The organism is Caballeronia sp. GAFFF2, assembly GCF_023631485.1.
Lineage (GTDB): Bacteria > Pseudomonadota > Gammaproteobacteria > Burkholderiales > Burkholderiaceae > Caballeronia.
In genome coordinates this window covers 1-24,147 of record NZ_JALQDA010000019.1, presented here as the reverse complement: position 1 = coordinate 24,147, position 24,147 = coordinate 1, and the positions used below count along the sequence as shown (strand labels likewise).

The window sequence follows — 24,147 nt, the reverse complement described above, 5'->3', positions numbered from 1 at the left end:
ACCTACGCTCGGTGTGGCACCGGAAAATGCACGCCCGCGCGTTGCGCCGCGTTGACGATGTGCCGCTCTATTGCAATGCCGGCTTTCTCGCCGTCACGCGCCTTGAGTGCTTCGACGATCACCATGTGTTCGTTATAAGTCGAAAGCACGAGCTCGCGCCGATAGAACGGCAAGCGCTGGCTCTCTTTCATGATGTCGGCGCTGCCACGCAAGATGGACTCGATGGCCGCATTGCCCGCGAGACTCACGATACGCATATGGAATGCGAAGTCGAGTTGCGCGGCCTCCTCGAGTTCCGCCGCCATGAGCGCGCCTTGCAGCGCGTTCAGATTGTCATCGAGCCAGTCGATGTCGGCGTCGCCGATGGAATGCGCCGCCAGCCGCGCGACGAATCCTTCGAGCGCGAAGCGCATCTGATACGTATCGGGCAACGACGCCTGATCGGCAAACCGCCAGCCATGCGCGCTCGACGCCTGCGCGCTGCTCACATACACACCCTTGCCGGGACGGATGTGCAGCATGCCGAGCGCTTCGAGCGTGGTCAGCGCCTCGCGCAACGAAGCACGGCTGATCGCCAGTTCCTCCGATAGTTGCCGCTGCGCGGGAAGCAAACTGCCCACGGGATACATGCTCGACTCGATACGCTCGCGAATGGTCGCGATGGCGGCATCGGTCACGGTATGCGGAACGTTTTTCATAGGAAGAATTGGGGAATGGCCGGTCTGACCGCCATTGTATGCGCGCCTTTCGTACGCGTGTGCTCCGGTTCGAATCAAGCGATTCCATGCCAGAAGGCAACAGGGTAAACCGTTAGCACGCGTTGCTTGACGCGGTTATATCGGCTTTCTAATATGCCTCATCACATCACTGGTCCGACCAGTCGGAACAGTTGCCTGGAAATGAAACCCTTCAACGACAAGGAGAAGGTCGTGTCGAGATTCCTGAATTCGCTGTTCGGCAGGGTGATGATTGCGCTGGTCATCGGTATCGTGGTCGGCGCGCTTTTCCCGCACTTCGGCCAGTCGCTGCGGCCGCTGGGCGATGGCTTTCTCAAGCTCATCAAGATGGTGATCGGGCCAATCGTGTTTTGCGTCGTCGTCAGCGGCATGGCGAGCGCGGGCGATCTGAAGAAGGTCGGGCGCGTCGGTCTGAAAGCGGTGGTCTACTTCGAGATCATGACTACGCTGGCGCTCGTGATCGGCGCGATCCTCGCGTGGGTGACGCGTCCGGGCGTCGGCATGAATATCGACCTGCATACGCTCGACGCGTCGTCGCTCACGACCTATACGGAACACGCGAAGAGCCTCAAGGACACGGCGGGTTTTCTGCTGAAGATCATTCCCGATACCGCCATCGACGCCTTCGCCAAGGGCGACATCCTGCAAGTGCTGGTGTTTTCCGTGCTATTTGGCTCGGCGCTCTCGTTGCTCGGCGACAAGGCGAAACGCGTGACCGGTCTGATCGACGAACTCTCGCACGTGTTCTTTCGCATCATGGCGTTCATCATCAAGCTGGCGCCGCTCGGCGTGCTCGGCGCGATTGCGTTCACGACCGGGCAGTACGGCGTCGAATCGTTGAAGCAACTCGGCCTGCTCGTGGCCGTGTTCTATGCAAGCTGCTTCCTCTTCGTGTTCGTCGTGCTCGCAGTGGTGATGCGCCTCGCGGGCTTCTCCATCTTCAAGCTCGTGCGCTATCTGCGCGAAGAATTGTCGATCGTGCTCGGCACTGCATCGTCCGATGCCGTGCTGCCGCAGATCATGCGCAAGCTCGAATGGATGGGCATCAAGGACTCGACCGTCGGCCTCGTGATTCCGACCGGCTATTCGTTCAATCTCGACGGCTTCTCGATCTACCTCACGCTCGCGGTGATCTTCATCGCGCAGGCGACCAACACGCCGCTTTCGCCGCATGACCTGATCGTCGTGGTGCTCGTGTCGCTCGTGACTTCGAAGGGCGCGCACGGCATTCCCGGCTCGGCCATCGTGATCCTTGCGGCCACGCTGTCGGCCATTCCCGCGATTCCCGTGCTCGGTCTCGTGCTGATTCTGCCGGTCGACTGGTTCGTCGGCATTGCGCGGGCGGTGACGAATCTCATCGGCAATTGCGTGGCGACCGTGGTCGTGGCCGTGTGGGAGAACGACATCGACCGGGCGCGCGCCAGGCGTGTGCTCGACCAGGACGCGGATTATCGCTTCGTGCCGGCTGCGCCCGAAACCTCGCATGGGCATGAGAACGCGCACGCGATCTGATGCCGAAGCTGCGCTCGATCTTCAAATAAAAGGACATACGAATGGCAAACCCGATTCTCGATCCCGATGCGCCCGCCTTTACGCGCCGCTATATGAACCTCGCGGACCCGCGTCTCGGCGCGCAGGCGCTCTTCGCCACGGACGAATTCTTCGCGCCGAAGGAACGCATGCTGGAGCCGCAGCCGGCGGTGTTCATTCCCGGCAAATACGACCAACACGGCAAGTGGATGGACGGCTGGGAAACGCGCCGCAAGCGCACGACGGGCTATGACTTCTGCGTCGTCAAGCTCGCGCGCGCGGGCACGATTCACGGCATCGATATCGATACGAGTCATTTCACGGGCAACTTTCCGCCGGCCGCGTCGGTCGAGGCGTGCTACAGCCCGAACGCCGATCCGGCGAGCGCGCCCGAAGACGGCGACTGGCGCGAGATCGTGCCGGCGACGACCTTGCAGGGCAATCGTCATCACTATGTCGAGATCGCCGATACGCGCGCTTACACGCACTTGCGCGTGAACATTTACCCCGATGGCGGGATCGCGCGGCTACGTGTGTATGGTCAGCCGAAGACGGATTTTTCGCGCATCGAGCGCGGCACGCTGCTGGACCTCGCGGCTGTCGAGAACGGCGCGTATCTGGTCGCGGCGAACAATCAGCACTTCGGGCCAGCATCGCAAATGCTGATGCCGGGACGCGGCGTGAATATGGGCGATGGCTGGGAAACGCGTCGCCGTCGCGAGCCGGGCAACGACTGGGCGATCGTGGCGCTGGCCGCGCCCGGCGTGATCCGCGCGATCGAAGTCGATACCGCGCATTTCAAAGGCAATTTTCCGGATCGCTGCTCGCTGCAGGCGGCGCGTGTCGAGGGCGGCACGGATGAATCGCTCGTGACGCAAGCCATGTTCTGGCCTGTGCTGCTCGACGAGCAAAAACTCGCTATGGACAAGGTGCATCGCTTCGAGAAGGAGCTCACGAAGCTCGGGCTCGTGACGCACGTGCGCTTCAATATATTTCCGGATGGCGGCGTGTCCCGGCTGCGCGTCTTCGGCGAAATTCAATGAAGACGCCGATGCTTGTCTTGCTCGCGCGCCAAGCGTTCGCGTTCATCGATCAAGGTACGTGAACGTAATTGCGAATCGTGCGCATACGCATCTCGCAAATCGTACAGGCGAAATGAAACCGCCGTCCATCGTTGCCGATGGGCGGCGGTTTGCCTATCGCGCGCCGGACACCCGGCGCATCCGCTCAATGCTTACGGTGCGGGCAGTTTTCTTTCGTGCAGGCGCCGTACAAAGCCAGCGCATGCTCGTGGAGCTTGAAGCCGCGCTCTTTCGCGATGGACTGCTGACGGCGTTCGATCTCGGCGTCGAAGAACTCTTCCACGCGGCCGCAGTCGATGCACACGAGGTGATCGTGATGCGAACCTTCGTTGAGTTCGAAGACGGCCTTGCCCGATTCGAAATTGCTCCGCGACAAAAGTCCGGCTTGCTCGAACTGCGTGAGCACGCGATAAACCGTGGCGAGACCGATATCCAGCTCTTCGGTGAGCAGGTTTCGATACACGTCTTCAGCGGTCAGATGGCGCACCGGACTGTGCTGGAAGATTTCGAGAATCTTGAGGCGGGGCAGGGTCGCCTTGAGCCCGATATTTTTGAGATCGGCGGGATTGGTCATGGCTAGGCATCCCTAGAGTACAATTTGAGGTTCTCATAGTAATGCGTTTTGACCGTTCCTGACATCATGAACAGAAATGACACGGATCGGTCCGCATGAGCACGTGACTGTCGCGTATTGGCTCACGTATTGGCTTGGATTGGCTTGGATTGGCGCGGCCTTCGAAAACGCCTCGCGCGAAAGGTTGAAATGTTCTCAAAAATTTTATCGAATTGCAGGGAGAGCCGTCGCATGCGGGGAACCATGATCGCTGCAACCGTGGCCGCATTGCTGGCCGGTTGCTCGACTTACGACAGCATCACGCAGAAGATCGCGCAGAGCATCACGCCGTATCGGATCACGGTCGTGCAAGGCAATTTCGTTTCGCAGGAAGCAGCAAGCCAGATGCAGGTCGGCATGTCGCGCGATCAGGTCAAGCAAATTCTCGGCACGCCGCTTCTCACCGACATGTTCCACGCGGATCGCTGGGACTACGTCTTCTACTTCAAGCGCGGTTCCACGTCGGTCGTGCAGCAGCGCGACTTCGTCGTGAACTTCGCGAGCGAGCGCGTGGTGAGCTGGTCGGGCGGCGAGAATCTGCCTTCGAACCTCGAACTGCTCGCGGAAATCGACGGCGACAAGGGCGTGAAGGTCGCGAAGGCCGCGGTGCCTCCCGCTTCCGCGCCGGTCGCGGCATCCACCGTGGCCGTGACCGCTCCGGCGGGCGAGCCTTCCACGCAGCCAAACGCAGCGGCGGCTTTTTCGGGCGACGCGAACCAGCAAGCGGCGCAGGCCGCGAATCGCGCGACCGCTCAGGTGGATACGCCAACGGGCCGTCAGCGCTCTTCGGCCTACAGCAGCGCGCCGCAAAGCGCGGGCGGTGCGCCGGGTTCGGCGGGCGCGGGCGGCAGCAACTCGCAGATCCAGTTACAGCGCAAGCCGCAGCAAATCAACATTCCGGATAGCAGCGCGGTAGGCCCGGCGAGCACGTCGCCCACGCCTTCCAACGCCGGTAGTCAGACGCAGTTCTCCATGCCGCAGTAACGCGGCGCCGACGGGAACCGGCGCGCTCCTCGCGCGGTTCCCGTTGCTTCCAATCTGCATCATCCAGCGCGTGACCGTTGCGCGCTTCGACACGAGACAGCCATGAAGATCGCCATCGCCGGGGCATCGGGCCGCATGGGCCGGATGTTGATCGAAACCGTTCTCAACGATCCCGACGCGGAACTCGTCGGCGCCCTCGACCGGCCCGGCGTGCCGCAGCTCGGCCAGGACGCGGGCGCGTTTCTCGGCAAGACCACGGGCGTCCTGCTCACCGACGACATCGAACGCGTGTTCGCCGCCGCCGATTATCTGATCGACTTCACGCGCCCCGAGGGCACGCTCGCGCATCTCGAAGCCGCGCTGCGTCACAACGTGAAGATGGTGATCGGCACGACCGGTTTCTCCGATGAACAGAAGGCGCAATTGCGAGCCGCAGGCGCGAAGATCGGCGTCGTGTTCGCGCCGAACATGAGCGTTGGCGTGAACGTCACGCTCAAGCTGCTCGAATTCGCGGCGAAGCACTTCGCGGAAGGCTACGACATCGAAGTGATCGAGGCGCATCACCGGCACAAGGTGGATGCGCCTTCTGGCACCGCGCTCGCCATGGGCGAGGCAGTGGCCAAGGCGCTCGGCCGCGACCTCAAGGACTGCGCCGTCTACGCGCGCGAAGGCGTGACCGGCGAACGCGACCCATCGACCATCGGTTTCGCGAGCATTCGCGGCGGCGATATCGTCGGGGATCACACGGTCATGTTCGCGGGCATCGGCGAGCGCGTCGAGATCACGCATAAATCGGCGAGCCGTCTGTCTTACGCGCAGGGCGCGCTGCGCGCGGTGAGGTTTCTCGCGAGCCACGACAAAGGCTTCTTCGACATGCAGGACGTCCTCGGGCTGCGCTGAGATTCATGGCGGCCACAGGCGTCATTCATTATCTTCAAAGCGGCGATGCGGTCACGCATGCGATTGCGGGCGTGCTCCTCGCCATGTCGTTCGCGAGCTGGTGTTTTCTGCTGGTAAAGGCGTGGGTGCTCACGCGCGCGAAGCGTCAGGGGCCGCGCGGGGTGCAGCGGTTCTGGCAGGCGGCGACGTTCAAGGACGGCATCGGCGCCTTGCGTGCAGTCGATCGCGAGCGCGTATATCTGCCGCTCGCCGAGGCTGCGTGGCGTGCGTCGGAAGCCGAGATGCCGGGCGCGTTGCTCGCGCGCGTGGAACGCAGCGAACGCGTGCTGCGCGCGTTGCGCCAAGCGTTGCTGAATTCACAGCGGCGGCTGGAGTTCGGGCAGGTTCTGCTGGCGTCGGTGGGCAGCACGGCGCCGTTCGTCGGGCTGCTCGGGACCGTGTGGGGCATTTATCACGCGCTGACCAGCATTGCGGCGAGCGGACAGGCAATGATCGAAACCGTCGCCGGTCCGGTTGGCGAGGCGCTCATCATGACGGCTTTCGGGCTCGTCGTGGCCATTCCGGCGGTGCTCGCCTACAACGTGCTCGGGCGCTACGTGCGGCAGATTTCCGAGGAACTCGACGGCTTCGCGCACGATCTGCACGCGTTCGTGTGCGGTGAAGGCAAGTAGGGGAGCGCGACGCGATGGCGTTCGGCGGACTCGACAAAAAGCCCAATAACGCGCCAATGGCGGACATCAACATGACGCCGCTCATCGACGTCATGCTCGTTCTGCTCGTCATCTTTATCATCACCGCGCCACTTTTCACGCATGCGATCCGGCTCGATCTGCCGAAAGTCGCGTCGCAACCGGCGCGCGAGACGCCGCAGACCATCACGCTTTCCATCGACGATGCGGGCAAGCTCTACTGGAACGACGCGCCCATCAGCATGAACGACATGCGCGCGCGTTTCGCGGATGCCGCCAAGGCCGCGCAAAAGCCCGAAGTGCATTTGCGGGCGTCGAGCGCGACGCGCTACGAGGTCATCGCGCAGGTGATGGGCGCGGCGCAGCAGGCGGGGTTGGAGCGGATCGGGTTCGTTACGCAACCGGTCGGGCAACCGGCGCGGTAGGCGCGTCTTTTTAGTTTTGCGGCGGGTGGGGGCGCCGGGCGGGATGCAACTTCAGCGTGCCGGTCAAATGTATTTTCCCGCTTCGTACACTTGAGCCTTGCAGCGACGGGAGACGCGAAGCGCGGCACAATCCCAATGCGCTCCTCGATCAAGCTTGCATTGCGCGTATGTCGCTCGATCGGCTTACTTGGCGGCGTTTGACTTCTCACCGGCGGGCGCTCGAAGCTTTGCATCGGCGCCAAGCACCTCGCCGCCTCCGCCAGAAAGCCCTGTACACGCATCTCGAAGCCTGCCGCCATCGCCTGAGCAAGTTGACACGACGGTATAATCGCCCTTTGCCCGTGCTTTGCGTTGCTCGTCAGCAGCAGGACGAAACACCGGGCGCAGCGCCAATCCAGACCGACACGCCGCAAAGCGCGTCCGAGGTCCGTTCCCAGCATTTGCGTAAAGCCACCACACCATGCACGATAAATACGTACCCGCCGACGTCGAATCCGCCGCGCAGAGCAACTGGCGCGCGAACGACGTCTACCGGACGACCGAGACGTCGGCCAAGCCCAAGTTCTATTGCGTCTCGATGCTGCCGTATCCGTCGGGCAAGCTGCACATGGGGCACGTGCGCAACTACACCATCAACGACGTGATGTACCGTTATCTGCGCATGAACGGTCACAACACGCTCATGCCGATGGGCTGGGACGCGTTCGGCATGCCCGCCGAGAACGCGGCCATGGCGAACAACGTGCCGCCGGCAAAGTGGACCTACGACAACATCGCGTACATGAAGAAGCAGATGCAGTCGATGGGTCTCGCCATCGACTGGTCGCGCGAAGTCGCCACCTGCTCGCCCGAGTACTACAAGTGGAACCAGTGGCTGTTTCTCAAGATGCTGGAAAAGGGCATCGCGTACAAGAAAACCGGCACGGTGAACTGGGACCCGGTCGATCAGACCGTGCTCGCGAACGAGCAAGTCATCGACGGGCGCGGCTGGCGCTCGGGCGCGCTGGTGGAAAAGCGCGAAATTCCGATGTACTACCTGCGCATCACCGACTATGCGGACCAGTTGCTCGACGATCTCGAAGGCCTCGGCTGGCCCGAGCGCGTCAAGATCATGCAGCAGAACTGGATCGGCAAGAGCTTCGGCGTGAACTTCGGTTTCCCGTATGAGATCGATGGCGAGGCGAAGCTGCTGCGCGTGTTCACCACGCGCGCCGACACCATCATGGGCGTCACCTTCGCGGCGATTGCTGCGGAGCATCCGCTCGCCACGCGCCTTGCCCGCGACAACGCGGACTTGCAGGCGTTCATCGAGGAATGCAAGCGCGGTGGCGTGGCGGAAGCCGATGTCGCCACCATGGAAAAGAAGGGCATGCCCACCGGTTTCTTCGTCACGCATCCGCTGACGGGCGAACAGGTCGAAGTGTGGATCGGCAACTACGTGCTGATGTCCTACGGCGAAGGCGCGGTCATGGGGGTGCCCTCGCACGACGAGCGCGATTTCGCGTTCGCGAAGAAATACGGCTTGCCGATCAAGCAGGTCATCGCCGTCGAAGGCAAGACATATTCGACCGATGCCTGGCAGGAATGGTACGGCGACAAAACCGCCGGGCGTCTCGTCGACAGCGGCAAGTACGACGGCATGACGACCGAGGAAGCCATCAACGCGATCGCCGCCGACTTGAAAGCGAAAGACTTCGGCGACAAGCAGATCACCTGGCGTCTGCGCGACTGGGGCATTTCGCGTCAGCGCTACTGGGGCACGCCGATTCCGATCATCCATTGCCCGAGTTGCGGCGACGTGCCGGTGCCGGAAAAAGACTTGCCGGTCGTGCTGCCGGAAGACCTCGTGCCGGACGGCACGGGCAATCCGCTCGCGAAGTCCGAAGCGTTCCTGAACTGCGCGTGCCCGAAATGCGGCGCGGCGGCGAAGCGCGAGACCGACACGATGGACACCTTCGTCGATTCTTCCTGGTACTTCTCGCGCTACAGCGCGCCGGACGCCAAGACCATGGTCGACGAACGCACCGATTACTGGATGCCGATGGACCAGTACATCGGCGGTATCGAGCACGCCATTCTGCACTTGCTGTACTCGCGCTTCTGGACCAAGGTCATGCGCGACATGGGCCTCGTGAAGTTCGGCGAGCCCGCGAAGAATCTGCTCACGCAGGGCATGGTGCTCAACGAGACGTTCTATCGCGAAGACGCGGCGGGCAAGAAGACCTGGTACAACCCGCTGGATGTCACCGTCACGCACGACGACAAGGGCCGCCCCACCGGCGCGACCTCGAACGCGGACGGTCAGCCGGTCGTGCTGGGTGGCGTCGAGAAGATGTCGAAGTCGAAGAACAACGGCGTGGACCCGCAGACGCTCATCGACCAATACGGTGCGGATACGGCGCGTCTCTTCGTTATGTTCGCCGCGCCGCCGGAGCAATCGCTCGAATGGTCGGGCGCGGGCGTGGAAGGCGCGAGCCGGTTCCTGCGCCGCGTGTGGCATTTCGGACACGACAACGCTGAAGCGCTGCGTCAGCACGCGAAGCTCGATGCATCGAAACTCAACGATGCCGATCGCGCGCTGCGCCGCGAAATCCATACGGTGCTCAAGCAAGCCGACTTCGACTACGGCCGCCTGCAGTACAACACGGTCGTTTCGGCCGCGATGAAGATGCTTAACGCGCTCGAAGGCGCGAAGCAGTCGAGCGAAGGCGTGCTCAACGAAACCTTCAGCGTGCTGTTGCGCGTGCTGTATCCGGTCGTGCCGCACGTCACGTTTCAGTTGTGGTCGGAACTCGGTTACGCCGATAGCTTCGGTCCGCTGCTCGATGCGCCGTGGCCGAAGGTCGACGAAGCCGCGCTCGAACAATCGGAGATTGAACTCGTGTTGCAAGTCAACGGCAAGGTGCGTGGCGCGCTGACGGTCGCGAAGGACGCATCGCGCGAAGACATCGAAAAGGCCGCGATCGCGCACGAGATGTTCGAGAAGTTTGCCGAAGGGCGTGCGCCGAAGAAGGTCGTCGTGGTGCCGGGACGCCTCGTCAACGTGGTCGTCTGATGATGAGCGCCAAGGGAGTGGATGTGACCGGAAAACGAGTCGAGGCAACCGGCATGGGCAGGCGTTCGTTTCTGGCGCTGCTTGGCGGCGCGCTCGCCGTATCCGCGTGCGGCTTCCAATTGCGCGGACAGCAGGACTACGCGTTCAAGCGGCTCTCCATTTCGGGCGGCACGCCGCAAATGGTCGCGCGGCTCGAACGCATGGTGCAGGGCGGCAGCGATACGGTCATCGTCAAGGCGGGCGAGAAGCCGGACGCCACTTTGTCGCTGTCCGAGGGCACGGGCATGGGCACGCTGAGTCTGAATTCGCAGGGCGTGGTGCAAGAATACGAGCTCGATTTCCGGCTGACGTATTCGCTGCTCGGCGCCGACGGCACGTTGCTGATTCCGCCTAGCGTCATCGCGCTGAATCGCGCAATGACCTACAGCGACCAGTACACGCTCGCGAAATCGCAGGAAGCGACGCTGCTCTACAACGACATGCGTAACGACGCCGTCGATCAGTTGACGCGCCGGCTTGCCGTCGTGCGTTCGCTGCATCCGGCGCCGAGCGAGCAGACGCCGGGCATCGCGCCACGCGCGCCGTTGCCGACGCCGCCGCTTTGATCGCGCGCGCTCATCGACCATCATGCAGTTGAAGCTCGACGCGCTCGAAGCGCACCTCGCGAAAGGTCCGAAGGGTCTGTACGTCGTTTATGGCGACGAGCACCTGCTCGCGCAGGAAGCGTGCGACCGCATCCGAGCCGCGGCGCGCGCGGCGGGTTTCACGGACCGTACGGTGTTTACCGTCGAGCGCGGTTTCGACTGGAGCGGGTTGATCGGCGCGACGCAGTCGATGTCGCTCTTCGGCGACCGGCAATTGATCGAATTGCGCATCCCCACGGGCAAGCCGGGCAAGGAAGGCGCGGAAGCCTTGAAGACGCTCGCCGCCGCCAATAACCCCGACATCCTCGCGCTCGTCACCTTGCCGCGTCTCGATGGCGCGACGCAGAAGTCCGCGTGGTTCACGGCGCTGATCGGCGCGGGCGTCGCGCTGAAAATCGATCCAGTGGAACGCGCGCAATTGCCCATGTGGGTCGGTCAGCGGCTTTCGTTGCAAGGCCAGCGTGTGGCGCCAGGCGAAGAAGGGCGGCGAGCGCTTCTGTTCATCGCCGAACGCGTGGAGGGCAATCTGCTCGCGGCGCATCAGGAAATCCAGAAGCTCGGGCTGTTGTATCCGCAAGGCGTATTGAGTTTCGAGCAGATTCACGATGCCGTGCTGAACGTCGCGCGCTACGACGTCTTCAAGCTCAACGAGGCCATGTTGACCGGCGATATCGGCCGGCTCGCGCGCATGCTCGACGGTCTGAAGGGCGAAGGCGAAGCCGCCGTGCTCGTGCTGTGGGCGCTGGTCGAAGAGGTGCGTACGCTGCTGCGTATCAAGCGCGGCGTGGCATCGGGCAAACCGCTCGCCACGCTCATGCGCGAGAACCGCGTCTGGGGTCCGCGCGAACGGTTGATCGGTCCGGCGCTCTCGCGCGTGACCGAGGAAGCGCTGGAGAAGGCGCTTTCGCTGGCGGCGCGGCTAGATCGGCAGGTGAAGGGGCTGTCCGGGAGCACGGGCAAGCGCGGCAGCGAACCGCCGCCCGATCCCTGGGCCGGCATGTTCGAGCTAGCCATGGCTGTCGCGCAGTCCAGCAAGGCCGCGCATGCCGTCGCCGTTGCGCCACCGGCGCGAGTTCGTCGCTAGACGCTTGAGCGGGCGCTGTTGCAATACGCTTAACCGCTTAGAATGATTTTTTCAGCGCTCGCCGTTGTTTTGGGCGGAGCGCGATATCCAGACATTGCGGACGCCTGCGGCCCGCAAAGAGACACATGATGAACATCGATCACTACATGGCCGACCTTGGTCGGCGCGCGCGCAAGGCGTCGCGTGCCATGGCGCGGGCATCGACGGCGGCCAGGAACGCGGCGCTGCATGCGGTGGCGCTCGCTATTGCCGAGGAACGCGAAGCACTCAAAGCGGCGAATGCCCGCGATCTCGCCCGCGCGCGCGAGAAGGGTCACGACGCAGCGTTCATCGACCGTCTGACGCTGTCGGACAAGGCGCTCGACACGATGGTCGAAGGCTTGCAACAGGTCGCGGCGCTGGCCGATCCCATCGGTGAAATCAGCGGGCTCAAGTATCGGCCGAGCGGCATTCAGGTCGGGCAGATGCGCGTGCCGCTTGGCGTGATCGGCATCATTTATGAATCGCGGCCGAACGTGACGATCGACGCGGCCGCTCTGTGCCTCAAGTCGGGCAACGCCACCATTTTGCGCGGCGGTTCCGAGGCGCTGGAATGCAACACGGCGCTTGCAAAGCTCATCGCCAAGGGCCTCGAAACGGCCGGCTTGCCGCAAGATGCGGTGCAGGTCGTCGAGACGGCGGATCGCGCGGCGGTCGGCAAGCTCATCACCATGACGGAGTTCGTCGACGTGATCGTGCCGCGCGGCGGCAAGAGCCTGATCGCGCGGCTCATGGAAGAAGCGCGCGTGCCCATGATCAAGCATCTCGACGGCATCTGCCACGTTTATGTCGACGACCGCGCGGATCTCGCCAAGGCCGCGGTGATCTGCGACAACGCGAAGACGCACCGCTACGGCACCTGCAACACGATGGAAACGCTGCTCGTTGCGCGGGGCATCGCGCATGAGGCACTGCCGGCGCTCGCGCGCGCGTTTCAGGCAAAGGATGTCGAACTGCGTGTGGACGGACTTGCGCGCGCCGTGCTCGAAGCGGCGAATGTGGGTTCGCTCGTCGATGCCACCGAGGTCGACTGGACCACGGAATATCTCGCGCCGGTTCTGGCGATCAAGGTCGTCGAGGACCTCGATGAAGCGATCGAGCACATCAACATCTACGGCTCGCATCATACGGATGCCATCGTCACCGAAGACCACGACCGCGCCATGCGCTTTTTGCGCGAGGTCGATTCGGCGAGCGTGATGGTCAACGCATCGACCCGTTTCGCCGATGGCTTCGAATTCGGGCTCGGCGCGGAAATCGGCATCTCGAACGACAAGCTGCACGCGCGCGGACCTGTCGGGCTGGAAGGGCTGACCTCACTAAAATACGTCGTGCTCGGGCGCGGCGAAGTGCGTCAGTAAGGTCACGCGATGCTCTGGATCAAATCACTGCATATCGTGCTGGTCGCGTCGTGGTTCGCCGGGCTTTTCTATCTGCCGCGCATTTTCGTGAATCTCGCGATGGAAAAGGACGCGGCTGCAACCGCTCGCTTGCTGCTCATGGCGCGCAAGCTGTTTCGCTTCATGACGTTCATCGCGGTGCCCGCCCTGGCGTGCGGGCTTTGGTTGTGGCTCGTGGTAGGCATTGGCGCGGGGCAGGGCTGGCTGCATGCGAAGCTCACCGTCGTTGCGCTGATCATCGTTTATCACGCTTATTGCGGGCGCTTGCTGCACACGTTTCAACGTGGCGAGAATAAGCGGTCGGATAAGTGGTATCGGATGTTCAATGAATTGCCGGTGCTGGGTCTTTTAGGCGCGACGTTGCTTGTCGTGGTCAAGCCTTTTTAGCTGCTTGCCATTTTCACGCGTCGCGCTGTTCAAGTAGCGCTAGCGCCATTTCGCCGAATACTTCCGGCCGTCCCTCGAAGAAGCGTTGCACGACTTTCGTTTCAAGCATCCACGCGCGTAGCGCTTCTCTCTCATCCCGGTTATTCGCCAACCGGACAGCAGCCTCAACGTAGTCGTCCACAGTCGTTGCGACCATCCATTCCGGCATCGACGCGCGTGCGAACATCGCGCCATCGATATGCTCGAACACTTCCGGTCCCGTTTTGCAGATACCGGGCAAGCCGACGGTGAAGGCATCTACGATTCCGTTTGTGTTGCCGAAGGGAAAGGGGCTCAGAAACATGTCCATGTTGGCGAGCTGTTCGGCGTATTCGTCGTAGGGCAAGAATCCGTGAATCGTGAATGAGCCGGAAGGAAGATACTCGCTCAGCACGCGATTCAGGTGCATCAAGGTGAACACGTTGCTGCCGCTCGCAATGAAATGCAGATGCACTTGCGGCTCTGCCCGCTGCACGATTGCCCTGCAGGCAGTGAAGAAGGACGGATTGAGCTTCATCGGCGTCGCGGCGATGGCAATGTCAGTGTGGTTCTTGCCAACCGGCGTGCGGGCCGGAACCGCGCTCAATAAACTCGATGCGATATAAGGCTGTCCGTCCTTCGGCAGCCGCATGAGTTTTTCGCTGAAGCAAGCCGGGTCGCCGACATAATCATCTTCGACACTGACGTAGTCGATGCGGTCCGAATGCGTCGTCGCCGGGTGCCCGAGCGCCGCAATTTGCAGCGGCGCGACGCGGATGTTCGACAAGAATATGGTCAGAACCGACATGCCCACGCTCGGCATGTACAGCACGCTTGGGTGCTCCGTTTGCGCGAAGTCGCGAATGAGGCGGACTTGGTCGAGCACGTTGGCGCCTTCCGGGAGATCGATAGTTCGATCGAATACCCGACGACCCGCATCGTCGATAGAGCGAGGTGCGCAGAACGCGACGGTTTCGAAGCAACGTCTTGCCGCAGCGAGCGTTGCGGAATGCGTTCGCACGATCGAATGCCCGCTGTTGAAACTTTCCGCGACGACCAGCATGAGCGGACGTGCGTTCCGTTCGCGCTCGGGTGGTGGCTTGGTCGTATCGAGATCGGTCAGCCCGAAATTCGCAAGACCCAGGCGCACGAGACCGTTGATGCCTTGTCTCACGGCATGGCGGTTTCCCTCGGTGTAAGTGCAATGCATATACAGCGCCCAGAGACTCGTCAGATCGAGCGGCGGCGACTCATTCAGTTTGTCGATGGAGGCGGTCAGCCATTCGAGCAAGCGGATGCGTCGTGCACACGCAACCGCGCTGCCGCCGAATTGTTCTCCTCCGATACCGATGGCAAGACTCAACGCCGAAGCGCGGTCGGCGTTCCAAAGTTGCGCGATATCGAGGTCGATGCGTGATTCCGGGCTATACAGAATGCTCAGACGTCGAGCGGTGTCGGCAGAAAGAGTGGATGCGTCGGCATTGCCTTGGCGGCGAGCAAGCAACTCACGCACGAAATGGTCGGTATGACCGGGCGACGTGGCGGCCGCGATGCTCCAGATGAGCGAACGCTGCGCTTGCAACGATTGCAAACGAACGTCGGTCCAGGTGAATCGCGGATTCACGAGCATGCTTCCTAAAGCATGACAAACGCGGCTGGCGAAATGCTCGTCCGACTCGGATCTATTGGCGAACGCTCGGGCGTCGCCGTGGGACATGAGGTCGGCCAGATTCATATACGGAAATCTTGCCAACCGTTCCGAGAACTTGCCGAACAGGGTGAGAGCTTCATCGAAGTCTTCGCCATTGATACAGGACTCGAAACGTTCAAGTGAAAATACGCCGCTGGTTTCCATTTGCTCTACTGATCACTTAATCGCTGAAGCTCATACTAAATGATCATACTGGCAAAGTAAGCCGATTGAACCAACTGTCACATTCGCGGCCGATGTGCTGCGTCGATCAAAGGTCGACGCGTCTTCGTTCCAGCACATCCTTGGCCTCGGCAAGACGCGCAGCCAACTCAGGGCCACGTGCCAACGCCATGCCGACCGCGAGAATATCGCCGATGGCCAAGTGCGATACGCGGGAAGTCATCGGCGAGAAAATATCCGTGTCTTCGTCGACATTCGCGAAAAGCCCGATATTCGCCATGCGCGCGAGCGGCGAATTGCCATGCGTGATAGCGATCACGCTCGCGCCGCGATCCATTGCCGATTTGCACGCGTCGAGAATGTCTTTTGTGCGGCCAGTATTGGAAATGGCGACGACGACATCGCCGGGTCCGAGCAGCGCCGCCGAAGTCGTATAGGTATGCGGGTCCGAATACGCAACCGACGGCACGCCGAGGCGGAAGAACTTGTGCTGCATATCCAGCGCCGCGATGCCCGATCCGCCCGCGCCATAGAACTCGATGCGACGCGCGTTGGCCAGCACGCCAATCGCGGCGGCGACGCTGTCCGACGACAAGCTGTTGCGCACCTGGATCAGCGCGCCGATGGTGCGGTCCAGAACCTTCGCGGCAACGCCCGCAGGCGGCTCGTCGCTGCGGACATCGCGATAAACCGTGGGAACGTCCCCTGCCACGCTTTGAGCAAGACGAATCTTGAACTCGCGAAAGCCGGAAAAGCCCAACGCCTGACAGAAGCGCGCGATCGTCGGCTGACTGACGCCGGCCCGCGCCGCAAAATCGGTCATCGACAAGTCGAGTACCTCGCGCGGCGCTTCGAGCACGTAGTCGGCCAGCTTGCGCTCCGAAGGGCGCAATTGTTCTCGCATCGCCTCGACTTGGGACAGCAACATCGGGAATCTCGCCTATGCTGGAAAATTGCCTGCGACTATAGCTGATCGCTGCTTTGTACATTTACTACACGATCTGATGTGTAGATTTAGGGGATTTCCCTGAGTTCGCTGCCAGTAAAAGCGCCAGATACGCGAACGCTTAACAAATAAAGGCGGATCGCAAGTTGTCTGCTTGTAGTTTTTCTACTAACATTTCGTTTCACGGCACGACGCAAAATAATCAGATAGCTGCCAGTCCTCGCGACGTCCAACCCAATACCTCGACGGCAAGCACGCCGGGAGTGAGACAAAGGAGCTCCGATGGTTTCCCCGCATTCGCAACTCAAGAAGGTCACCGACCGCGTGATCGAACGCAGCAAGTCCACCCGTTCGGCTTATCTGGCGCGCATCGACGCCGCGCGCGGCAAGTTTCCGGCGCGCGGCGCGTTGTCGTGCGCCAATCTCGCGCACGGCTTCGCGGGTCTCGAAGGGCAGGAAAAGTTCGCGATCAAGGCGGTGCGCGAGCCGAACATCGGCATTGTGTCTTCTTATAACGAAATGCTGTCGGCGCATGCGCCGTACAAGAGCTTCCCCGACATCATCAAGCAGGCGGCTCAGCAGCACGGCGGTATTGCGCAATTCGCGGGCGGCGTGCCGGCCATGTGCGACGGCATCACGCAGGGCAACGCTGGCATGGAGTTGTCGCTGTTCTCGCGCGAAGTCATCGCCATGAGCACGGCCGTGGCGCTCACGCACAACATGTTCGATGCCGCCTTGTGCCTCGGCGTATGCGACAAGATCGTGCCGGGTCTCGCCATCGGCGCGCTGCAGTTCGGACATCTGCCGACCATCTTCGTGCCCGCCGGTCCGATGACGAGCGGCCTCACCAACGACGACAAAGCGAAGGTTCGTCAGGAGTTCGCGACGGGCAAATGCAACCGCGACGCATTGCTCGAAGCGGAAGCGGCGGCTTATCACGGTCACGGCACATGCACGTTTTACGGCACGGCGAACAGCAATCAGATGCTGATGGAAGTGATGGGCCTGCATCTGCCGAGCGCTGCGTTCGTGCATCCGCATACGCCGTTGCGCGATGCACTTACCGCCGAGGCCGCGCGTCGCGTACTGGATATCACGCTCGAACGCGGCCACTACACGCCGATTGGCCACGTCGTCGATGAGAAAGCGATTATCAACGGCATCGTCGCGTTGTTGGCGACGGGCGGCTCCACGAATCACACGCTGCATCTGGTGGCGATAGCGCGCGCGGCGGGAATCATCATCGACTGGAACGACTTCGATCAACTGTCGCAGGTCGTGCCGTTACTCGCGAAGATCTATCCGAACGGCAAGGCCGACGTGAACCATTTTCACGCGGCGGGCGGCGTTGCGTTCCTCGTGCGCAATCTGCTCGAAGGCGGCTTGCTGCATGAGGACGTGCAGACGGTCGTCGGTCATGGGCTGTCGCATTACACGAAGGAGCCGAAGCTCATCGACGGCAAGCTCCAATGGGTCGACGGCGCTAAAGAAAGTCATGACAGCAAGGTGCTGCGTAGCATTGGCGAGCCGTTTCAGCCGGATGGCGGTTTGCGGCTCATGCAAGGCAAACTCGGGCGGGGCGTGATCAAGATCTCGGCGGTTGCGCCTGAACATCGCGTGGTGAAGGCGCCGGCTATCGTGTTCAATTCGCAGGAAGAAGTGCAGGAGGCGTTCGACAGGGGCGAGCTCAAGCGCGATTTCGTGGCGGTCGTGCGCTTTCAGGGCGCGCGCGCGAATGGCATGCCGGAGTTGCATCGATTGACGCCGTTGCTCGGCGTGTTGCAGGATCAGGGCTTCCATGTGGCGCTCGTGACCGATGGGCGCATGTCGGGCGCATCGGGCAAGGTGCCCGCGGTAATCCACATATCGCCTGAAGCGTTGTTGCATGGTCCGATCGGCAAGGTGCGCACGGGCGATATGATCGTGATCGATGCGCCGTCGGGTGTGCTAGACGTCGATATCGATGCCGATGAATGGGCGGCGCGCGAAGTGGAGGCGCCGCTGCATCAGGCGCAAAACGAGGCGGGCTTCGGGCGTGAGCTGTTCGGCGTGTTCCGTCACGCGGCGTTGCCGGCGGAAGAGGGCGCGTCGGTGTTTGGCGCGCTGCTTGACGCCGCGTCTGCTCCGTCGCACCGCTCGCCCGATGTCGTGAAGGCGCATGCGACACATTGAGTCATAGGCCGTTGCTGCCTGAAACAAACCTCGCGGCTTGGCCGTTAGACAACGGCGCCGCATCAAACACCAGGAGTCGTATCACATGAAAACGGTAAGCGAAATCGTCCGTCTGGGTCCTGTCATTCCTGTTCTTGCCTTCGATTCGGTCGAGCAGGGCGAGCACGTCTCGCGCGCGCTGCACGCTGGCGGCGTGAAGGTGTTGGAGATTACGTTGCGCACGGCCGCGGGTATCGCGGCAATCGAACGGGCGAGTCAGCTTGCGGACGATATCGTCGTGGGCGTCGGCACGATCACGAAACCCGAGCATTGTGCACAGGCAAAGAAGGCGGGTGCGCAATTCGGTGTGTCACCCGGCTTGACGCGAGACATGCATAAGGCTGCGCAAGATGCGGGCTTGCCATTGCTGCCTGGCGTGATGACACCGAGCGACATCATTACGGCGATGGAACTTGGATATGAAATCGTGAAGTTTTTCCCGGCGCAGCAGGCGGGTGGAATTCCGATGCTGCAGGCTTTCCATGGGCCGTTTCCCAACTTGAAGTTCTGTCCGACGGGCGGGATTACTGCCGAGACGGCGACGAGCTTCTTGGCGCAGCCGAATGTGGTTTGCGTGGGCGGGTCTTGGTTGACGCCGAAGGCTGCGCTGGCTGCGCAGAATTGGGAGGAGGTTACGAGGCTGGCGCGGGCGGCTACAGAGTTGGCGGCGTAGGGGTGAGTTGCTGGGCTAAAGAGGTGTGATTTCTCTCGCGCATGAGCTTGTCCTTGGAGGCGCGTCTTTTGTACGAAGGTGACGTGCCCTGAGCCGAGCTCGCGTTTCGTGGTGGAACTCGCTTATCGAGCCCTCTTCCGATCTAGCCGGTTCTTGTTGGCCCGCATCTTCGACGTGACGCTTGAAATATCGACTTCTGCTTTTTGTGCCTCACGCCCGTTCTGCAGACACCCTTGATGGCGGTGACGTAGGACCCAAGAGCTCATCCTTCAAAATGCTTAAGGGTTCTCAACAAATTTCGGCTGACACTGGCGAGTTAAGCGTTGTGTCGTGTTGAGTAAGAGTTCAGCACTTGGTCGTCGACGTTTTTAGTCTTATCCGTCAGAACCAACGGCTCGAGCAAGCCATCGTTGAGTGACTCCGCACCACTGGCTGCATCACGGCAAGATGCAGACGATGTGTGAATTAACATTTCAATCGATGCTTCTAAGTTAGATTGAGCATCTTAAAAATTGAAATCTACTCAACGTGCGAAACGGCCTGATGGTTTTGTTTGTTGAGCGATTTGGTTCGAACCAATACTGTTCGCCAATTTATTAAAACAGGCTGAGACAGGTGTGGATTTTGAATAAACAGATTCTGCGAATTTTCTCCGCTATACGCCGTCGGATAATTGAATTCGTGATCCACGGACACGAACGATTTCAGTAGTATAAAAAGAGCGAGCTGAGACAAAGAGAATCATTGATATCCGCACTGGTGATGGCTGAAAGCAGGTGACAGAGAAACGAACTTGACCGCAGGATGCTGAACCTGAAGTAACTGCTTCTGCAAGACTCGACATTTGCTGACGCTTGCGAGCGAGCAACGATCAGCAAGCAACAAGCGACGTGCGACGCGAAGCGAAATAGGCCCGATTCGACACTTAGTGCGCCTTCGCTTCTTCCTAAGTGGAACAAGTACACATGGCTCGATGTATTGGTTCGAACCGCACCTCGACGCTATAGCAGAGTAACAGAGGCCACCGTATTGCACTGTGCTGGCGTCGGTGCGCGCATTCGTGCATTTTCATTCGTCGCAACCAAAACGCTGCTAATGCAATGCTTGCGACGCGTATCTTGTTCATGAGCGAGTCGGCGAATCTTGCCGACATGGTGGGCGCGGACATCGAGGCAGTGCGGCGTGGCATAGGATCGTGCCGTCAAGACGAGCCTCAGTGATACAAAGTGAGACATCGTTACGAACTGTGGCGACGCTTTCTTGCGCCGATCTTCCGCACGCTCTTTTGAGCAAAATGCCCCGAAACTTCTTGGCTCTTCCACCGAAAGCGGTCGGACGTTTTAGCCTGCCGGACTGCCTTTCAGCGTTGGCAGACTAGAACCCTGGCACCGTCATAGGACGACTCTCATAAACCGTCAGGTTCACTGGGAATTTCGGGTGTTCTTCTATATATTTGACCAAGGAATCCGCTTTTTGCCCCCCGGCGAAAACGCTTGATTACGGTCTCTCCTGCTTCCCATCAGCGTTTGGCAAATGGCAACGCGTGCGTCTTTGGGCACGGCAGTCTCTCAAACGCAAAGCCAACAGCGCAGCGTTGCAATTTCTGAAAATGCGCTTCGTCATTTCTGGGATAACAACTAATGACAATCCGAATCGGAATTTCTGTCGTAACGCATCAAGGACAGAACATCTGGCAGAACGGGCTTGGGCAAAATGTCATCTTCTTGGCGGAAGCTCTCCAACGGTTACCGTTCGTAGAAAGCGTTTCGTTGATTGATGTTGGCGATCAAAACGCGATGCCGCCGCAAGTCGATCTGTCGTCTAGAAAGGTGCGCATCATGCGCGCAGCGGACGCAACCAATCATGTCGATGTGATTTTCGAGATGGGTGGTGCGCTGGATACCCAGTGGCTTGATCTAATGCGCGCACGCGGCAAGAAGGTGGTTTATTACTGCTGCGGGCAGCCCTACGTTGGTCTGATCGAGGCGCCTGTTTTTGATAAACCGGTTCACGTCATGCGGCCGGACCGCTATGACGAAATCTGGTTGATGCCGAAAGATCGGTTGTCAATCCCCATGATGCGTACGCTCCACCGTTGCGACGTTCATCTCGTGCCATTCATCTGGCATCCGCAGTTTCTCGAACAACGCATTGCCGAAGTAAGCGAACACGGACTCCATTTCGGATATCAGCGTCGGAGCGGAACTTCATTGGAAGATCCACCACATGCGCAGGGCTTTCGTGTCGCAATGTTCGAGCCGAACATTTCAGTTGTGAAGACGTCGAGCATTCCGATGTTGGTATGCGAAGAAGCTTATCGAGCCGTACCTTCGAGCGTGTCGCACATGCATGTGCTCAACTCGCTGCACATGAAGGATCATCCGACGCTCGTGCAAATGGCGAATTCGCTCAACATCGTGAAAGACAGCAAGGCAACATTTCACGGTCGAAATGACATTGCAGGCTTCATGGCGCAGTACGCAGATGCCGTCGTCTCTCATCAATGGGGAAACAACCAGAATTATCTTTATCTTGACGTCTTGTATGGCGGCTATCCGTTGGTGCACAACTCGCCTTGGCTCGACGCGGGCTACTACTACCCGGACTTCAACGCGCAAGAGGGTGGGCGGCAACTCCTGCTGGCTGCGCGCGAACACGACGCATCGCTAGCTGACTATCGCGCACGAGCACAGCGTGTAATCGACTCGGTCGATCCGTTTCAACAAGCAAATCTCGATAGTTTTGCCAATCGGTTGCTGCACCTCTGCAACCACAGCACTGTGAAGCTCGGCGTATGAACAAGCAAACAAAACCCCGCATGCCGGAGCGGTTGAATGTCGGCGTTTCCATTTTTATCCGAAAAGGCGAGCAATCGCTCTGGGAAAACGGCATTTTCCAGAACTGCCTGTATCTCGTCATGCTGCTTAAGCGTTCTCCGCGCGTAAAAGCCACTTATTTGGTGACGGGCGGCGGCGATGGTGGCCCGGAGGACGCCAAGCGTTTCTTGGTCGATTCGCCGGCACCGCTCATCGACATGGAAACAGCCATGACGAAGCTCGACGTAATGATCGAGATGAGCGCGCAGCTCAATAAGGAATGGTCGATCAAGTTTCGAGACGGCGGCGGAAAGATCATTACGATGCGCGTGGGTAATGACTACGTCATTGACATCGAGCGAATGGTCTTTAACCTGCAACACGCGCTGCTTATCTCGGGTGCGCCGTATGACGAGGTTTGGACGCTCCCGGAATACGAGCGCAGTTGTGCGCCATACTTCGAGACGCTCTTCCGTGCGCCCGTGAAGCTGATGCCGCACCTTTGGAGTCCTGTGGTTCTCGACCGCGAGGTTGCGAAATTGCCAGAGGGCCAGACGTTTGGATATCAGCGTGGCCGTGGCCGCTGGCGTATCGGAATCTTTGAGCCGAATGTCTGCATGGTGAAAACGAGTTATATCCCCATGCTCTGCTGTGAAATGGCGCATCGGGAGAATCCGGACATGATTGAACGTATGTACGCATACAACACGTTCAAACTCAAAGATCATCCGGGATTTGCAGGGTTTGCGCAGAGCCTGAACATTGTCAAACATGGGCTCGGCTTCTTTGAGGGGCGTTATCCGTTCGCGCAGATCGTACCAGTGTCGGTTGATGCAGTTGTCAGCCACCAGTGGGAGAACCCACAGAACTATGTCTATTACGAAGCCTTGTACGGTGGGTATCCGCTAATTCATAACTCGCATTTGATCGGTGATTGCGGCTATCGCTATCAAGATTTCGACTGCGAAGAAGGCGGCAGGGCATTGCGTCGCGCGTTCGCCGTACATGACGAAAACCTCGCCAGCTACCAGGCTAGCGCGAAAACGTTTCTGAAGACGCTGGATCCAGAAAACGAAGAAAACGTACGGCTTTATACCCAAGCTATCGAAGCAGTTTATGCAAGAACCTGACAACTACGGGCAGCAAGCCTGTGACTGTGATGCGGAGTAGTGAGCGATGAAGAAGTTGCGTATTGGAATCACGATCGGACTGCATCATGAGGCCGAGACGCTGTGGAATAACGGTATAAAGCAGAATGCCGTGTTCCTCGCGGAAGCGCTGAAAAATTGTCCGAACGTTGAAAGCGTCGTGCTGGTCAATACGACGCATGTGGCGATCACGGACAGATTGCCTTGGGATTTAAAACGCTGGCCTACTGTCACCTTCAACGATGCGAAAGACAACGTCGACGTATTGATAGAACTCGGCGGCCAGATCGATCCGGCCGCGACAGACTACCTCAAGCGGCGCGGTGCACGGCTGATTTCTTATTGTTGCGGCTTCGAGTATGTGCACGCAATGGAGTCCGTCATATTTGGCAAGCCGAGCTTTGGTGAAAATCTGTTCGTCAATCAGCGCTACGACGATATCTGGATGATTCCGCAGGTTGCCAATATCAGTCAGGCGTATTTCGAAGTTTTGCGAAGACAAAGCGCTCAGGTCGTGCCGTTTATATGGAGCCCAATTTTTCTCAACGCTCGAACGGCGGAAATGCCTAACAACGGCGAATATCAGGCGAAAAAGGGACCGCGACGCCTCAGCATAATGGAGCCGAATATAAACGTTGTGAAGTTTTGCCTTTATCCAACTCTGATTGCTGAACTCGCTTTTCGCGACCGGCCCGAGGCGATCGAACTTGTTCAAGTGACCAATTCACAACATTTGGCAATTGGTTGCAAAGAGTTCGTTTCTTTGATGAATCAACTGGATGTTGTTCGCCAACATAAGGCTGTCTTTCTTGGGCGCTGGATTTGCCCCCGTAGTTCCGGACACCATCTCACACCAAGGTTGATGAATCGGCTTTACGTCGGAACTCGCGCGG

20 protein-coding genes and 1 pseudogene are annotated in these 24,147 nt (G+C 60.0%); 17 read left to right on the top strand and 4 right to left on the bottom strand.

Annotation, left to right across the window (positions count from 1 at the left end):
- Positions 1-2: 2 nt before the first annotated feature.
- Positions 3-698, bottom strand: a complete 696-nt coding sequence (locus NCT04_RS12220) for a FadR/GntR family transcriptional regulator (RefSeq protein ID WP_244826234.1) — start codon at positions 696-698, stop codon at positions 3-5.
- A gap of 231 nt (positions 699-929) precedes the next feature.
- Between NCT04_RS12220 and NCT04_RS12215 the strand changes: the two genes are divergently transcribed.
- Positions 930-2,249: a C4-dicarboxylate transporter DctA gene (locus tag NCT04_RS12215; protein ID WP_250465736.1), complete on the top strand. Its 1,320-nt coding sequence runs from the start codon at positions 930-932 to the stop codon at positions 2,247-2,249.
- Positions 2,250-2,290: 41 nt separating this feature from the next.
- Complete coding sequence (alc, locus tag NCT04_RS12210) at positions 2,291-3,310, top strand: allantoicase (RefSeq protein WP_250465643.1); 1,020 nt, start codon at positions 2,291-2,293, stop codon at positions 3,308-3,310.
- 184 nt (positions 3,311-3,494) lie between these two features.
- Here the strand turns inward: alc and fur are convergent, their stop codons facing one another.
- A complete protein-coding gene (gene fur, locus NCT04_RS12205; RefSeq protein ID WP_244826232.1) occupies positions 3,495-3,923 on the bottom strand; it encodes a ferric iron uptake transcriptional regulator in 429 nt (142 codons plus the stop codon).
- A 231-nt stretch (positions 3,924-4,154) separates the two neighbouring features.
- On the opposite strand from fur, the gene NCT04_RS12200 reads away from it, so the two are divergent.
- From NCT04_RS12200 to NCT04_RS12160, 9 genes are all read left to right on the top strand, one after another.
- Positions 4,155-4,946, top strand: coding sequence for an outer membrane protein assembly factor BamE (locus tag NCT04_RS12200; protein ID WP_244826231.1), 792 nt, complete (start codon positions 4,155-4,157; stop codon positions 4,944-4,946).
- Between the two features lie 102 nt (positions 4,947-5,048).
- Positions 5,049-5,846: a 4-hydroxy-tetrahydrodipicolinate reductase gene (dapB, locus tag NCT04_RS12195; protein WP_250465642.1), complete on the top strand. Its 798-nt coding sequence runs from the start codon at positions 5,049-5,051 to the stop codon at positions 5,844-5,846.
- 5 nt (positions 5,847-5,851) lie between these two features.
- Positions 5,852-6,517, top strand: coding sequence for a MotA/TolQ/ExbB proton channel family protein (locus tag NCT04_RS12190; protein WP_250465640.1), 666 nt, complete (start codon positions 5,852-5,854; stop codon positions 6,515-6,517).
- A gap of 14 nt (positions 6,518-6,531) precedes the next feature.
- The gene (locus tag NCT04_RS12185; protein ID WP_250465639.1) at positions 6,532-6,960 is read left to right on the top strand and encodes an ExbD/TolR family protein; all 429 of its coding nucleotides are present in this window, start codon (positions 6,532-6,534) and stop codon (positions 6,958-6,960) included.
- 460 nt (positions 6,961-7,420) lie between these two features.
- On the top strand, positions 7,421-10,015 hold the full coding sequence (leuS, locus tag NCT04_RS12180) for a leucine--tRNA ligase (protein WP_250465637.1): 2,595 nt from the start codon (positions 7,421-7,423) through the stop codon (positions 10,013-10,015).
- A 53-nt stretch (positions 10,016-10,068) separates the two neighbouring features.
- Entirely contained in the window at positions 10,069-10,620 is a 552-nt protein-coding gene (locus NCT04_RS12175; protein WP_244828112.1) for an LPS-assembly lipoprotein LptE, read from the top strand.
- A 22-nt stretch (positions 10,621-10,642) separates the two neighbouring features.
- Positions 10,643-11,743 (top strand): DNA polymerase III subunit delta, encoded by a 1,101-nt coding sequence (gene holA, locus NCT04_RS12170; RefSeq protein ID WP_250465635.1) that lies wholly within the window; start codon positions 10,643-10,645, stop codon positions 11,741-11,743.
- Positions 11,744-11,871: 128 nt separating this feature from the next.
- A complete protein-coding gene (locus NCT04_RS12165) occupies positions 11,872-13,143 on the top strand; it encodes a glutamate-5-semialdehyde dehydrogenase (protein WP_250465734.1) in 1,272 nt (423 codons plus the stop codon).
- Positions 13,144-13,152: 9 nt separating this feature from the next.
- The gene (locus NCT04_RS12160) at positions 13,153-13,569 is read left to right on the top strand and encodes a CopD family protein (protein ID WP_244826225.1); all 417 of its coding nucleotides are present in this window, start codon (positions 13,153-13,155) and stop codon (positions 13,567-13,569) included.
- A gap of 13 nt (positions 13,570-13,582) precedes the next feature.
- Here the strand turns inward: NCT04_RS12160 and NCT04_RS12155 are convergent, their stop codons facing one another.
- Together NCT04_RS12155 and NCT04_RS12150 are read right to left on the bottom strand one after the other, a co-directional pair.
- Positions 13,583-15,211: a hypothetical protein gene (locus tag NCT04_RS12155; RefSeq protein ID WP_502800663.1), complete on the bottom strand. Its 1,629-nt coding sequence runs from the start codon at positions 15,209-15,211 to the stop codon at positions 13,583-13,585.
- A gap of 337 nt (positions 15,212-15,548) precedes the next feature.
- On the bottom strand, positions 15,549-16,388 hold the full coding sequence (locus NCT04_RS12150) for a MurR/RpiR family transcriptional regulator (protein WP_244826223.1): 840 nt from the start codon (positions 16,386-16,388) through the stop codon (positions 15,549-15,551).
- Positions 16,389-16,688: 300 nt separating this feature from the next.
- Between NCT04_RS12150 and edd the strand changes: the two genes are divergently transcribed.
- The 6 genes and pseudogenes from edd to NCT04_RS12120 form a co-directional block, all read left to right on the top strand.
- Positions 16,689-18,578, top strand: a complete 1,890-nt coding sequence (gene edd, locus NCT04_RS12145; RefSeq protein ID WP_250465632.1) for a phosphogluconate dehydratase — start codon at positions 16,689-16,691, stop codon at positions 18,576-18,578.
- Between the two features lie 85 nt (positions 18,579-18,663).
- Entirely contained in the window at positions 18,664-19,290 is a 627-nt protein-coding gene (gene eda / locus NCT04_RS12140; protein ID WP_250465630.1) for a bifunctional 4-hydroxy-2-oxoglutarate aldolase/2-dehydro-3-deoxy-phosphogluconate aldolase, read from the top strand.
- Positions 19,291-20,378: 1,088 nt separating this feature from the next.
- Positions 20,379-20,486 (top strand): annotated as a pseudogene (locus tag NCT04_RS12135) (hypothetical protein); the annotation flags it as partial.
- Between the two features lie 444 nt (positions 20,487-20,930).
- Positions 20,931-22,088 (top strand): DUF2827 domain-containing protein, encoded by a 1,158-nt coding sequence (locus tag NCT04_RS12130; protein WP_284509349.1) that lies wholly within the window; start codon positions 20,931-20,933, stop codon positions 22,086-22,088.
- Positions 22,085-23,236 (top strand): DUF2827 domain-containing protein, encoded by a 1,152-nt coding sequence (locus NCT04_RS12125; protein WP_244826220.1) that lies wholly within the window; start codon positions 22,085-22,087, stop codon positions 23,234-23,236. The genes NCT04_RS12130 and NCT04_RS12125 overlap by 4 nt, the downstream gene beginning before the upstream one ends.
- Before the next feature lie 46 nt (positions 23,237-23,282).
- The coding region (locus tag NCT04_RS12120) for a DUF2827 family protein (protein WP_250465629.1) at positions 23,283-24,147 on the top strand (865 nt) is incomplete at its 3' end.